This window comes from Bacillus lumedeiriae (assembly GCF_044891285.1).
GTDB classification, from domain to species: Bacteria; Bacillota; Bacilli; order Bacillales; family Domibacillaceae; genus Pseudobacillus; species Pseudobacillus lumedeiriae.
Window position 1 is genome coordinate 184820 of record NZ_JAUIYO010000002.1, and the last position, 14393, is coordinate 199212.

10 protein-coding genes are annotated in these 14393 nt (G+C 44.3%); 9 read left to right on the plus strand and 1 reads right to left on the minus strand.

The annotated features are described in order from the left end of the window. Positions 1–146 precede the first annotated feature (146 nt). Genes QYG89_RS04445 through pyrE form a run of 8 tightly spaced genes read left to right on the plus strand, consistent with a single transcriptional unit; the run spans position 147 to position 9630 of the window. Positions 147–1076: an aspartate carbamoyltransferase catalytic subunit gene (locus tag QYG89_RS04445; protein WP_404315621.1), complete on the plus strand. Its 930-nt coding sequence runs from the start codon at positions 147–149 to the stop codon at positions 1074–1076. Continuing rightward, entirely contained in the window at positions 1039–2325 is a 1287-nt protein-coding gene (locus QYG89_RS04450) for a dihydroorotase (RefSeq protein ID WP_404314987.1), read from the plus strand. Before QYG89_RS04445 ends, QYG89_RS04450 begins: the two co-directional genes overlap by 38 nt. Continuing rightward, positions 2322–3416, plus strand: coding sequence for a carbamoyl phosphate synthase small subunit (locus QYG89_RS04455; RefSeq protein ID WP_404315623.1), 1095 nt, complete (start codon positions 2322–2324; stop codon positions 3414–3416). The genes QYG89_RS04450 and QYG89_RS04455 overlap by 4 nt, the downstream gene beginning before the upstream one ends. Next, on the plus strand, positions 3409–6615 hold the full coding sequence (gene carB, locus QYG89_RS04460) for a carbamoyl-phosphate synthase large subunit (RefSeq protein ID WP_404314989.1): 3207 nt from the start codon (positions 3409–3411) through the stop codon (positions 6613–6615). Before QYG89_RS04455 ends, carB begins: the two co-directional genes overlap by 8 nt. Then, positions 6612–7391, plus strand: coding sequence for a dihydroorotate dehydrogenase electron transfer subunit (locus tag QYG89_RS04465; protein ID WP_404314991.1), 780 nt, complete (start codon positions 6612–6614; stop codon positions 7389–7391). Before carB ends, QYG89_RS04465 begins: the two co-directional genes overlap by 4 nt. Next, positions 7388–8329, plus strand: coding sequence for a dihydroorotate dehydrogenase (locus tag QYG89_RS04470; RefSeq protein ID WP_404314993.1), 942 nt, complete (start codon positions 7388–7390; stop codon positions 8327–8329). The genes QYG89_RS04465 and QYG89_RS04470 overlap by 4 nt, the downstream gene beginning before the upstream one ends. Continuing rightward, positions 8301–9017: an orotidine-5'-phosphate decarboxylase gene (gene pyrF / locus QYG89_RS04475; RefSeq protein WP_404314995.1), complete on the plus strand. Its 717-nt coding sequence runs from the start codon at positions 8301–8303 to the stop codon at positions 9015–9017. The genes QYG89_RS04470 and pyrF overlap by 29 nt, the downstream gene beginning before the upstream one ends. Further along, positions 9007–9630: an orotate phosphoribosyltransferase gene (gene pyrE, locus QYG89_RS04480; protein ID WP_404314997.1), complete on the plus strand. Its 624-nt coding sequence runs from the start codon at positions 9007–9009 to the stop codon at positions 9628–9630. The genes pyrF and pyrE overlap by 11 nt, the downstream gene beginning before the upstream one ends. Positions 9631–9719: 89 nt before the next feature. Here the strand turns inward: pyrE and QYG89_RS04485 are convergent, their stop codons facing one another. After that, the gene (locus QYG89_RS04485; RefSeq protein WP_404314999.1) at positions 9720–11426 is read right to left on the minus strand and encodes an Rqc2 family fibronectin-binding protein; all 1707 of its coding nucleotides are present in this window, start codon (positions 11424–11426) and stop codon (positions 9720–9722) included. A gap of 247 nt (positions 11427–11673) precedes the next feature. Between QYG89_RS04485 and QYG89_RS04490 the strand changes: the two genes are divergently transcribed. Continuing rightward, complete coding sequence (locus QYG89_RS04490) at positions 11674–14352, plus strand: cation-translocating P-type ATPase (RefSeq protein ID WP_404315001.1); 2679 nt, start codon at positions 11674–11676, stop codon at positions 14350–14352. The last annotated feature ends 41 nt before the right edge of the window (positions 14353–14393 follow it).

Consider the following 14393-nt stretch of genomic DNA (forward strand, 5'->3'; position numbering starts at 1 on the left):
TGTGCCTTTTAAAAATGTTCAGAGAAGCATTTAAGGGTGACAGACAATGGAAACTGCAGGTATACTGCTAGAAATATCGTCTGTACATTAAACACTCTTAGAAAAAAAGGGTGTTTTTTTATGAAAATGGAGGCGGAAAACAGATGATGCAAAATTTAGTTTCAATTAAAGATATGAATAAAGATGAAATTCTGTTAATATTAATGCAGGCAGAAAAGTTTTCTCAAGGAGAGAAATGGAATGCTGGCACGCAAATGTTTGTAGCGAACCTATTTTTCGAAGCAAGTACGCGTACGAAGACAAGCTTTGAAGTAGCCGAGAGAAAATTAGGCCTAGATGTCGTTCCCTTCGAAGCAGGAACTTCCAGTGTTTTAAAAGGAGAAACATTATACGATACGGTTCGGACGCTTGAATCCATTGGTGTAAATGCTGTCGTTATCCGTCATGAAGAAGATCAGTATTATGAACAGCTCATTAATAAAGTAAACATCCCTGTTATTAATGCAGGAGATGGATGCGGGCAGCACCCTACGCAAAGCCTGCTTGATTTGTTCACGATTCATCAGGAATTTGGACGGTTTGAGGGATTGAAAGTGGGAATCGTCGGCGACATCTCCCATAGCCGAGTAGCTCGATCTAATGCAGAGGCTCTTCGAAAACTAGGAGCGGATGTCCGTTTTTCCGGACCGCCTGAGTGGTTCGCCGATGATTATCTAGCAGCAGGGGAGTTCGTCAGCCTAGATGAACTTGTGGAAGAGGTCGACGTTTTAATGCTTCTCCGTATTCAACATGAACGTCATGATAGCGGAACAGCTATGACGAAAGAAGAATATCATCAAATGTATGGTCTCACACCACAGAGAGAAGAGCGGATGAAAAACGGCAGCATTATTATGCATCCGGGTCCAGTCAATCGAGGGGTTGAAATCGCAGACAACCTCGTGGAATGCGAACGGTCACGTATTTTCAAACAAATGGAAAACGGTGTTTATGTGAGAATGGCTGTATTAAAAGAAGTGCTGGAAGGGAGATTATCAAATGAATTTACTAATAAAAAATGGCAGCATTCTTGCTGAAGACGGGGCACTAAAAAAGCAGGATATTCGTATAGAAGGAAATAAAATTGCCGAAATGGGCGAGTACTTGATAGAAAACGGCGAAGATGTGCTAGACGCAAAGGGACAGCTGATCGTCCCTGGACTCATTGATTTACATGTCCATTTACGCGAGCCTGGCGGCGAACATAAAGAAACGATCGAAACGGGAACGATGGCAGCAGCAGCAGGCGGCTTCACAACTATTGCCCCAATGCCTAATACGCGTCCAGTGCCAGATACAGTAGAAAACTTAGCCAATTTAAATAAGCGTATTGAAGAAACGGCCCATGTCCGTGTTCTCCCATACGCCTCTATTACGATCAGGGAAGCAGGAAAAGAATTAACAGACTTTGCGAGCTTAAAGGAAATGGGTGCTTTCGCTTTTACAGATGATGGGGTTGGCGTTCAGCAGGCAGGCATGATGTACGAGGCGATGAAGCAGGCAGCGGCGATTGATGCAGCGGTTGTTGCCCATTGTGAAGATAATTCGCTTATTTATGGGGGAGCAGTTCATGATGGCGAGTTCGCAGAAAAGAACAACATTCCCGGCATCCCATCGATTTGTGAATCCGTACATATTGCGCGGGATGTGTTGATTGCTGAAGCAGCGGGATGTCACTATCACGTATGCCACATTAGTACGGAAGGCTCTGTAAGAACGGTCAGAGATGCCAAAAAGGCAGGCATTCGTGTAACAGCAGAAGTGACACCGCACCATTTGCTGCTTTGTGATGAAGACATTCCAGGAGCAGACACAAACTTTAAAATGAATCCGCCGCTGCGTGGGAAAAAGGATCAGCAGGCGCTGATTGAAGGGCTGTTGGATGGAACAATTGATTTTATCGCAACGGACCATGCTCCTCACACAGCTGAAGAAAAAGCGGCTGGTATGCAGACTGCGCCGTTTGGCATCGTTGGGTTGGAAACAGCATTCCCGCTTTTATACACGCACCTTGTAAAAAAGGAAGTCATTACACTACACCAGCTCGTAGAGTGGATGACGATTAAGCCGGCAGAAGCGTTTAGCCTGCCTTATGGAAAGCTTGAAGAAGGAGCGATCGCGGACATTGCTTTAATTGACTTACAGAGTGAAAAAGAAATTGATCCAGAAGTATTTTATTCAAAAGGAAAAAATACACCATTTGCAGGCTGGAAGTGCAGTGGATGGCCCACGGCCACTATCTTAGAGGGTAAACTCGTATGGCAGGAAGGAAAGGTGCAATCATGAAAAAACAGCTCATTTTAGAAGATGGAACAGTGTTTATCGGCAAGGGTTTTGGCAGCGAAAAAGATACGATTGGAGAAGTCGTTTTCACAACAGGGATGACAGGCTATCAAGAAGTGTTGTCTGATCCGTCCTTCTGTGGACAAATTGTTACTTTTACGTATCCTTTAATTGGGAACTATGGCATCAATCGTGATGATTTTGAAACGATTCATCCTGCAGTAAAAGGATTAATCGTAAAGGAAGCAGCTGAATACCCGTCGAATTTCCGCAGTGAAATGTCACTTGACGAGTTTTTGAAAATGAAACAAATTCCCGCTATTTGCGGCATCGATACGAGAAAGCTGACGCGAATCATCCGCCAGTATGGAACATTAAAAGGCGCGATTGTTTCTGCTGAAGCAAACGCAGAAGAAATGATTCATCAGTTGAAGGCAACGGTAATGCCGACAGATCAGGTGGCCCAAGTTTCAACTAAATCTGCTTATCCAAATCCAGGACGCGGATATCGCGTGGTTCTAATGGACTTTGGGATGAAGCATGGCATTTTACGTGAGCTGAATAATCGTGATTGTGATGTGGTTGTTGTTCCGCACGATACAACAGCTGAAGAGATTTTACAATTCAATCCGGACGGCATCATGCTGTCAAATGGACCTGGAAACCCGAAAGACGTTCCACATGCCATTGAAACAGTTAGACAGTTAATCGGAAAAGTGCCAATCTTCGGGATCTGTCTTGGACATCAGTTATTTGCACTTGCATCGGGTGCAGACACATTTAAATTAAAATTTGGCCACCGCGGTTCCAATCACCCGGTAAAAGACTTGGCAACTGGAAAAACAGCATTGACTGCCCAAAACCATAGTTATGCAGTTGATGAAGAAACATTGGCAAAAACAGACTTAAAAGTAACTCATGTAGCATTGAATGACGGCACAATTGAGGGACTGGCCCATAAAACATATCCGGCATTTACTGTCCAGTACCATCCGGAAGCATCGGCGGGCCCAGAAGATGACAATCATTTATTTGACCGCTTTATCAACATGATGAAAGAACACGCTGGAAAGGAGCTTCAACAACATGCCTAAACGTACAGATATTGAAAGCATATTAGTAATAGGATCAGGTCCGATCGTGATCGGCCAGGCAGCGGAATTTGACTATGCGGGAACACAAGCTTGCTTAGCTTTGAAAGAAGAGGGGTACCGCGTCATACTAGTAAACTCTAACCCGGCAACAATCATGACAGATACAGAAATTGCCGATGCAGTTTATATTGAGCCGATTACACTGGAGTTTGTCAGCCGTATTATTCAAAAAGAGCGTCCAGATTCTATTTTACCAACGCTTGGCGGCCAAACAGGGTTAAACATGGCTGTGGAATTAGCAAAGGCCGGCATTCTTGAAGAATACAATGTAAAAGTGCTTGGAACAGAGCTGTCAGCTATTGAACAAGCAGAAGATCGTGACTTGTTCCGCCAGCTAATGAATGAATTAAATGAACCAGTACCAGAAAGTGACATCATTCATACGCTTGAAGAAGCCTACACATTCGTTGAGAGAATCGGCTATCCGGTGATCGTGCGTCCAGCTTATACGCTAGGCGGTACAGGCGGCGGGATCTGTACGAATGAAGAAGAGCTCATTGAAACGGTAACAAGCGGATTAAAGTACAGCCCAGTTACGCAATGTTTGCTAGAAAAAAGCATTGCCGGGTTTAAAGAGATTGAATATGAAGTCATGCGTGACTCCAATGATAATGCGATTGTTGTTTGTAACATGGAAAACATCGATCCAGTCGGCGTTCATACAGGGGATTCCATCGTTGTGGCGCCAAGCCAAACGCTGAGCGACCGCGAATATCAAATGATGCGAAATACATCATTAAAAATTATCCGCGCTCTCGGTATCGAAGGCGGATGTAACGTACAGCTGGCGCTTGATCCATACAGCTTCCAATATTACATCATTGAAGTGAATCCACGTGTCAGCCGTTCATCCGCTCTCGCTTCTAAAGCGACAGGTTACCCAATTGCGAAGCTTGCGGCGAAAATTGCTGTCGGATTAACGCTAGATGAAATGAAAAACCCAGTAACAGGGAAAACGTATGCCTGCTTTGAACCAGCACTTGACTATATTGTTTCAAAAATACCGAGATGGCCTTTCGATAAGTTTGAATCAGCAAACCGCACACTCGGCACACAGATGAAAGCAACAGGGGAAGTTATGGCAATCGGCCGGACTTTTGAAGAATCCATGTTAAAAGCCGTACGTTCTCTTGAAAGCGGCGTACATCATTTAGAACTAGAAGAAATTAAAGGAATGGAAAATTCTTTTATTGAAAAGCGCATCAGAAAAGCTGGAGACGAGCGTCTTTTCTATATCGGCGAAGCATTGCGCCGCGGCATTACAATCGAAACGATTCATGAATGGTCTCAAATCGACCTATTCTTCTTGAAGAAATTCTCAAATATCGTTGAGTTTGAAAAAGAAGTAGCTGCCAACCCGTTTAATACAGAAACGGCTAAAACAGCAAAAGAAATGGGATTTGCTGACTCTATCATTGCAACGCTTTGGGGAGCATCAGAAAAAGAAGTATATGACTGGCGCAAAGCAAATAATATCGTTCCAGTTTATAAAATGGTAGATACGTGTGCGGCTGAATTCGAATCAGCTACTCCATATTATTATGGAACGTATGAAGAAGAAAATGAATCAGTGGTAACAGACCGTAAAAAGGTAGTTGTTCTTGGTTCTGGACCAATCCGTATCGGTCAGGGTGTTGAATTTGACTATGCGACGGTTCACTCTGTCTGGGCGATTAAAGAAGCGGGATATGAAGCGATTATCATTAATAACAACCCTGAAACAGTTTCGACAGACTTCAGTATATCTGATAAGCTGTACTTCGAACCGCTGACAATTGAAGATGTTATGCACATCATTGATTTAGAACAGCCGGAAGGGGTTGTCGTGCAATTCGGCGGACAGACAGCCATTAACCTAGCGGAGAAATTGGTAGAGCATGGTGTGAAGATTTTAGGAACAACAGTCGAGGATCTGGACAGAGCGGAGAACCGAGACAAATTTGAACAAACACTACAAGCACTTAATATTCCGCAGCCGCTTGGAAAAACAGCTTTCTCTGTAGAAACGGCTGTAGAAATTGCTAACGAAATCGGTTATCCGGTTCTCGTACGTCCATCTTACGTGCTTGGCGGCCGGGCAATGGAGATTGTCTACAAAGAAGCTGAGCTGCTTCATTATATGAAAAATGCCGTAAAAGTGAATCCGGAACACCCTGTTTTAATTGACCGTTATTTAACAGGAAAAGAAATCGAGGTGGATGCGATTTCTGATGGCACAGATGTTGTTATCCCTGGAATCATGGAGCATATCGAACGCGCGGGTGTCCACTCTGGTGACTCTATCGCAGTTTATCCGCCGCAGCAGCTGACAAAAGAGCAAAAAGAAACTATTATTGATTATACGATTCGATTGGCAAAAGGTTTAAACATTATCGGTTTATTGAATATTCAATATGTAGTATCTAAGGGAGAAGTATTTGTACTGGAAGTGAACCCTCGTTCCAGCCGGACAGTCCCATTCCTTAGCAAAATTACGAACATCCCAATGGCGAATGTTGCAACAAAAGCGATTCTTGGCCATTCGCTGCAAAGCCAGGGCTACAGCACAGGGCTTGCTGAAGAAAAAGAAGGCGTATTTGTTAAAGTACCAGTGTTCTCATTTGCTAAACTGCGCCGTGTAGATACAACACTTGGACCTGAAATGAAATCAACAGGCGAAGTAATGGGGAAAGATACAACAGTTGAAAAGGCACTTTATAAAGGTCTCGTTGCAGCAGGGATTACGATTCCTACGAAAGGCACAGTCTTAATGACAGTGGCTGATAAGGACAAAGAGGAAGCACTGGCACTTGCTAAACGCTTTCACAATATTGGCTATAAATTGATTGCGACACATGGAACGGCGCAAACGTTAAAGGATGCAGGCGTACCTGCAGAAACAGTTGCAAAAATTGGTGCAAAAGGGCCGGATATTCTCGATACGATCCGCTCAGGAGAAGCACAATTTGTGATCAATACATTAACAAGAGGCAAACAGCCTGCACGTGACGGATTCCGTATCCGCCGCGAAACAGTAGAAAATGGTATCCCATGCTTAACTTCACTAGATACAGCAGAAGCAATTTTGCGCGTGTTGGAATCGATGATTTTCTCAGCAGAGTCTATGCCAAAAAATGAATCGGAGGCGGTGCTTTCATGATTAAAAAGGAATGGATGACCGTTCTTTCACAAGAAAGTATTGCTAAAAATATATACGAGCTCACTCTCCAAGGTGAGCTCGTACAAGAGATGAACGAACCGGGCCGGTTCGTTCATCTTAAAGTAAACGGACAAATGATGCCGCTGCTTCGCCGGCCGATTAGTATTGCGAATATTGATCAAGCAAACTCACGCTTCACTATGATTTACCGGGCAGAAGGTGAAGGAACGAAGCTGCTTGCTGAAAAGAAGCCTGGAGATCAAGTAGACGTGCTGGGTCCTCTTGGAAATGGGTTTCCAGTTGATGAAGCGCAGACGGGGGAAACGGCTATTTTAGTTGGAGGCGGTATTGGTGTCCCGCCGTTGTATGAATTGTCTAAGCGATTGAATGCAAAAGGTGTAAAAACCATTCACGTACTCGGTTTTCAATCCGCAGATGCAGTCTTTTATATGGATAAGTTTTCCGAGCTTGGGGAAACATATGTTGCAACGGTTGATGGCTCTCTTGGCACAAAAGGGTTTGTGACCGATACTATTCGCCAGTTTCATTTACAGGCAGATATTTTGTATTCTTGCGGCCCGATCTCTATGCTTAGAGCATTAGAAGAACTGCAGCTCACAAAAAAAGGGTTCATTTCGCTGGAAGAGCGAATGGGATGCGGCATCGGTGCCTGCTTTGCATGTGTTTGCCATACACAAAATGATCCGACAGGGACTGAATACCGCAAAGTCTGCAGTGATGGACCCGTATTCCCGATGGGAGAGGTGGCTTTATGAGTAGATTACAAACAAAACTGCCGGGCTTGACGTTGAAAAACCCGATTATGCCTGCATCCGGATGCTTCGGTTTTGGCCGTGAATTCAGCAGCCTTTATGATCTGAGTGTTCTTGGGGCCATCATGATTAAAGCAACGACGGAGGAACCTCGCTATGGTAACCCCACTCCGCGTGTAGCAGAAACACCGGGCGGCATGTTGAATGCCATTGGCCTGCAAAATCCGGGGCTTGAAAAAGTCATGGATCGAGAACTGCCGTGGCTTTCACAATATGATGTACCGATTATTGCAAATGTCGCTGGTTCACAAGTGGAAGATTATGTTGAAGTAGCGCGTACTCTTTCTAAATCAGCACACGTTCAAGCACTCGAGTTAAACATTTCTTGTCCGAACGTGAAGACAGGTGGAATTGCTTTCGGAACGGTTCCGGAAACAGCGAAACATTTAACGAAAAAAGTGAAAGAAGTATCAGATGTACCAGTGTACGTCAAGCTTTCTCCAAATGTATCGAACATCGTAGAGATGGCGAAAGCAGTAGAGGACGGCGGTGCAGACGGATTAACAATGATCAATACGCTGCTTGGTATGCGGATCGATTTAAAAACAGGCAAGCCAATCCTTGCAAACCGGACAGGTGGTTTATCCGGACCAGCCATTAAGCCTGTTGCTATCCGCATGGTGTATGAAGTCAGTCAGCAAACGAACCTTCCAATCATTGGAATGGGCGGTATTTCCACAGTAGAGGATATTATTGAGTTTTACATGGCGGGTGCTAGTGCTGTAGCAATTGGAACAGCGAATTTTGCGAATCCGTTCATTTGTCCTGAACTCATTGAAGAACTGGATCATTATTTAGCGGCGAATAAGATTGATCATATAAGTGAATTGACAGGAAGGAGCTGGGATAAGGATGGAAAGAGAACCTATCATTGCTCTTGATTTCCCAACATGGAAAGAAACAGAACGTTTTTTACAAACTTTCTCAAATGAATCGCTGTATGTGAAAGTAGGCATGGAACTTTATTTACAAAATGGTCCAGCCGTGATCGAAAAATTAAAAGAAATGAATCACCGCATCTTTTTAGATTTAAAGCTGCATGATATTCCGAATACAGTGCAGCAGGCAATGAAAGGTCTCGCAAATCTCGGTGTAGATATGATCAATGTACATGCGGCTGGCGGACAGAAAATGATGGCGGCTGCAAGAGAAGGACTAGAACAAGGAACGTCTGGAAAGAGACCGTTGCTTTTAGCAGTGACGCAGTTGACGTCTACTTCCGAAGAACAGATGCATAGTGAGCAGCTGATACCGGTTTCCTTAGAAGAATCGGTGCTTCATTATGCGAAATTGACAAAAGCGGCAGGCTGTGATGGAGTCGTCTGTTCTGTATACGAAGCGGCAGCGATCAGTGAGGCGTGCGGAATCGATTTTCTAAAAGTAACGCCGGGCATCCGCTTGAAAGAAGACGATGCGAATGATCAAAAGCGGGTAGCTGATCCTGCGGGCGCTAAATCTCTTGGTTCTTCCATGATCGTTGTCGGCCGTTCAATTACGAAAGCGAGTGAACCGCTCGAAGCTTATCAAAAAGTAAAGCAGCAATGGGGAGAGAACAACTATGCTAAATAAGGAAATTGCAGAACAACTATTAGAGATTAAAGCGGTTTTTCTACAGCCGAATGAGCCGTTTACATGGTCATCAGGAATTAAGTCGCCTATTTATTGCGACAATCGGCTGACATTGTCTTATCCTGAAACGAGAAAAGCAATTGCTAAAGGGCTCGTGTCGTTGATTGAGGAGCATTATCCGGAGGCGGAAATAATTGCTGGTACTGCGACAGCTGGTATTCCTCATGCAGCTTGGGTGAGCGATCTGATGAATGCGCCAATGTGCTACGTACGTTCCAAAGCAAAAGGACATGGCAAAGGCAATCAAATTGAAGGAAAAGCAGCTCCAGGAACAAAAGTCGTTGTTGTGGAAGATTTAATTTCTACAGGCGGCAGCGCGATTACAGCCGTGAAGGCTCTCCGTGAAGCTGGCTGTGAAGTACTCGGCATCGTTGCCATTTTTACATACGAGCTGGAGTCCGGAATCGAAAAACTGAAAGCAGAGGACATTACTGCTCACAGCTTAAGCAACTATTCTACATTGATTGAAGTAGCTGTCGAAAAAGAATACGTTAAAGAAAGTGAAATGGAAACACTCCGCCAATGGCAGAAAAATCCTGCTGACTGGAAGTAGAAATAGCAAAGGGGGCAGCCGAAAAAGCTAGTCATTTACTAGCTTTTTCGGCTGCCCCCTTTTGTCAGTTACTTTAGAGAAGCTGCGTGTTACTTTTTCATTTTTAATACGAGGTCTTCGTTAGGTGTCACATACACTGTCTGCTGATTGTCATAAATAACAAATCCAGGCTTGGCGCCGCTCGGTTTTTTCACGTGCCGTACCTTCGTAAAATCAACGGGAACAGAACTAGATGACTTCGCCTTGCTGAAGTAAGCAGCAAGGGCAGCTGCCTCTAAGATCGTGTCTTCTGCCGGGGCTTCACTGCGAATGACGACATGGGAGCCGGGAATATCTTTCGTATGCAGCCAAATTTCATCCCTGCGGGCGAATTTATTTGTCAAATAATCATTTTGTTTATTGTTTTTACCGACGAAAATGAGTGTGCCGTCGCTTGCTTCGTATGTTTCCAGTTCGGGCTTGCTGTTGGCAGGCTTCTTTTTCTTAGATGCTCGTGCCTTCATATATCCTTCGTCTATCAATTCTTCTCGAATTTCTTCGATATCTTTCGGCGAGGCAGACTCAATTTGCTGAAGCAAATGATCCAGATAGGTCAATTCTTCTTCTGTGTGCCGGATTTGTTCATTGACAGCCAAAATAGCATTTTTCGCTTTTTGATATTTTGAAAATAGCTTTTGAGCATTTTCTGCAGGTGTTTTTTGTGGATCTAAAGGGATGGTCACTGTTCCGCCATTTTCATCGTAATAGTTGACGACCTCTATTTCTTTCATCCCTTTTTCAACGGCGTACAAATGAGCAGTTAATAGCTCACCGTATAGTTGAAAGCGATCAGCATTCTCTGCCTCTTCTAATGTACGTGCCAGCTTAATCAGCTTCGCTTCATTCTTTTCTTTTTCATTTTTTAACAGACGTTCGACATCATTCGCCTGTTGTCTGACTCGATCACGATCGGCTTTCCCAACATAAAAACGGTCCAATAGCTCACTTAATGAGTCAAAATGTTTCCGTTCGCCAGAGAGGTGCTGCAGGTCTTTTACATAAAAAGCGGATTTGTGCTCGTTTTCAATAATAGTCGGAGTATATTGATGTTCCCGAATAGGCGCCATCTCCTCAATAAAGGCGTTAGGCAGCGTTTCCCGGTTAGCTAATCCGCTTTGAAAGACAATTTCTTTAGCGATAAGAGGTGAAAAACCGGAAAATCCAGCTACGAGCTGGCGGTCCAGGCGGCCGCTGTTAAAGTCCACTTGGCGGAGGACATCCTCTGTATGGGCTGTCAGTGGATTTGCTTTGTCTTGTGCAGGCGGAAAGACGTAATCATAGCCTGGTAGTACTGTTCGATAACTGTTCACGGCCGCCGAGACGTGTTTTACACTGTCAATGATCTTTCCTTTTTGCTGATCAACAAGAATAATGTTGCTGTGGCGGCCCATAATTTCCACATAAAGCTGTTTGTAGGCCACATCGCCAATTTCGTTTTTTCCTCTAAAGTGAAAGATAATCAATCGATCCAGGCCGATTTGCTCGATCGATTCTAACACAGCCCCTTCTAAATGTTTGCGCATCATCATACAAAAGAGAGGGGGTTCTTTTGGATTTTCATACGTTTCCTCTGTCAACTGAACTCTTGCATAGGAAGGGTGAGCAGAAAGCAAAAGCTTATGGTTTTTGCCTTTTGCCCGAATGAGTAAAATGATTTCATTTTTGTAGGGCTGGTGAATTTTATTAATACGTCCTCCTTGAAGCGCTTCTAATAATTCCTTTGTGATTGCTCTTGTAAATAAACCGTCAAATGACATAGGCTGTCTTCCTTTTCGTTAACATTAATTAAATGTAGCTTAGAGTTTCCTGGATAACTTCTGATTCATTCATGTTCATCCCGCACCTAGCATCCTTTTGAGCTATGGGCAAAAGAAGAACGAGTGGAACGTCCATAACATGATGGAGAAAAACCGAAAACTTACATAAATCATAACATGTTTTGGCTTGCTGCTGAATAACCTTGCTATGAGAAGGACAAGTTTGTTCGTTAAAGGGAGTGAGGAGATGAATTTTCACGAGCTGAGACAAGAAGAAGTGGAAACAAAACTTCGGACAAGTATTCGGCGCGGTTTAACAACAGAAGAAGCCGAGAGGCGGAGGGAGGAACATGGAAGAAATGAATTAACGGAGGAAAAGCTTCCTTCCGCCTGGCTTGTTTTTATCCGCCAGTTTAAAGACTTTATGGTTCTCGTGCTGATTGCAGCAACGGTCATTTCTGCTGTAATGGGAGAGTACATTGACTCAGCTGCTATTTTTGCCATTATTGTGATCAATGGAGTGCTCGGGTTTTTGCAGGAGAGAAGAGCGGAAAAGTCTCTGCAGGCATTGAAGCAGTTATCAGCTCCGCAGTCACTCGTTTTGCGCGATGGGGAATGGAAAAAAATACAGTCATCTGACATTGTGGCGGGAGATATACTGAAATTTACAGCAGGAGATCGGATTGGAGCAGACATCAGACTACTTGAGGCAGTTAACTTAGAAATTGAGGAGTCAGCGATGACGGGAGAATCTGTTCCAGTTGAGAAACACGCTGCTCCATTGCGAGGAGAAACGCCTGCTCTCGCAGATATGAAAAATATGGCCTTTATGGGTACACTCGCTACTAGGGGAAGCGGAATAGGCGTTGTGACAGCTATTGGGATGAAAACAGCGATGGGGAACATTGCCTCTATGCTTCAGGAGGCACAGAGGTCGGAAACCCCGCTGCAGCGCCGGCTTGAACAGCTTGGCAAAATCTTAATTGGTGTAGCTCTGCTGTTGACCGTTCTTGTCGTTTTCGTCGGTATCATTCAAGGCCATGAATTATATACGATGCTCTTAACCGGTGTGTCACTTGCCGTAGCAGCAATACCAGAAGGACTGCCAGCGATCGTCACAGTTGCGTTATCACTCGGCGTCCAGCGCATGATTAAACAAAAAGCGATCGTGCGGCAGCTGTCCGCTGTAGAGACCCTGGGATGTACGACAGTAATCTGTTCCGACAAAACGGGAACGATGACTCAAAACCAAATGACAGTTACAGACGCTTGGAGCGGCGGCCGGCATTGGAGCATCAGTGGGAAAGGGTATGAACCTAAAGGGAAGTTCTTCGAAGAGACAAAAGAAATTACCCCTTCTGCAGAAAAAAGTTTATATCAGCTTCTTACATTTGGCTTGCTCTGTAATCATGCGGAATTAAAAAGAAAAGAGAAAGAATTTGTCATTCAAGGTGATCCAACGGAGGGAGCGCTGCTGACGGCGGCATTAAAAGCCGGGCTAAGCCGCGAACAGCTTTCGGAAACATTTACAATAGAACAAGAATTTCCATTTGACTCAAAAAGAAAAATGATGACAGTCATCGTTCGAGATGCACAAGGCCAGCGCTTTGCGGTTACAAAGGGAGCTCCAGATGTGTTATTGGGCAGAAGTGATTACGTTTTGTGGGATGCCAAAAGACAGCTCTTTTCCAAACCGTATAGAAAACAGACAGAGGAGATGCTGGAAACCCTAGCGGGAAGAGCGCTGCGGGTCATTGCTGTTGCTTATAAACCGCTTCGTGCAACAGATCAGTTTCATGATGCAGAGAATGTGGAAACAGGTATGACGTTTATTGGTATGGAAGGAATGATTGATCCGCCGCGGCCAGAAGTGAAAGAAGCTATCGCAGATTGCCGCCGTGCAGGAATTAGAACGATTATGATTACTGGAGATCATAAAGAAACGGCGGCGGCGATCGCCGGTGATTTGGGACTCTCCAAAAAGAAATCTGATATTGTAGATGGGCAGTCACTCAGCCGAATGACAGATCAGGAGATGGAAGAAGCGGCAGAACGTACAGCTGTGTATGCCCGTGTTTCTCCGGAAGATAAATTAAAAATCGTGAAAGCTTTGCAGAAAAAGGGGCATATCGTTGCGATGACTGGCGATGGTGTCAATGATGCACCGGCTATTAAGGCAGCTGATATCGGTATAGCGATGGGAATAACGGGAACAGATGTCGCAAAAGAAGCCTCTTCTTTAGTTTTAGCGAATGACCACTTTGCTACAATCAAAGCAGCTGTAGAAGAAGGAAGAAATATATATGAAAACATTCGCAAGTTTATCCGTTATTTGTTGACATCCAATGTTGGAGAAATTTTAGTAATGCTATTTGCGATGATTATGGGGCTGCCATTGCCGCTCGTCCCGATTCAGATTTTATGGGTCAACTTAGTGACGGATGGTCTTCCGGCTTTGGCTCTTGGGCTCGATAAGGCGGAAGAAGACGTGATGAAGCGGCCGCCAAGACACCCGAAAGAAGGCGTATTTGCGAGAGGGCTTGGCTGGAAAATTGTTTCCCGTGGGTTTTTAGTCGGAGCAGCTACACTCATCGCCTTTATCATTGCTTATCAACAGCATCCGAATAATCTCGTATATGCACAGACGGTTGCTTTTGCAACACTGGTTGTTGCTCAGCTTATTCATGTATTTGACTGCCGCAGTGAAAAATCGGTGCTTGCACGCAATCCCTTTGGCAATATGTACTTAATAGCAGCTGTTATTTCCTCGTTCCTATTAATGATCGCTGTTATTTACATTACGCCGCTCCAAACGATTTTCCATACAACAGCTCTCGATCCGAGAGAGTGGCTGCTTATTTTTGGAATCGGTGCGATCCCGACATTTTTGCTCGCCGGATCATTTTATGCAAGAAAAAGAAGATAAAATATGATACAATCTTAAAGGTAATAGAGTGCCCTCTATTG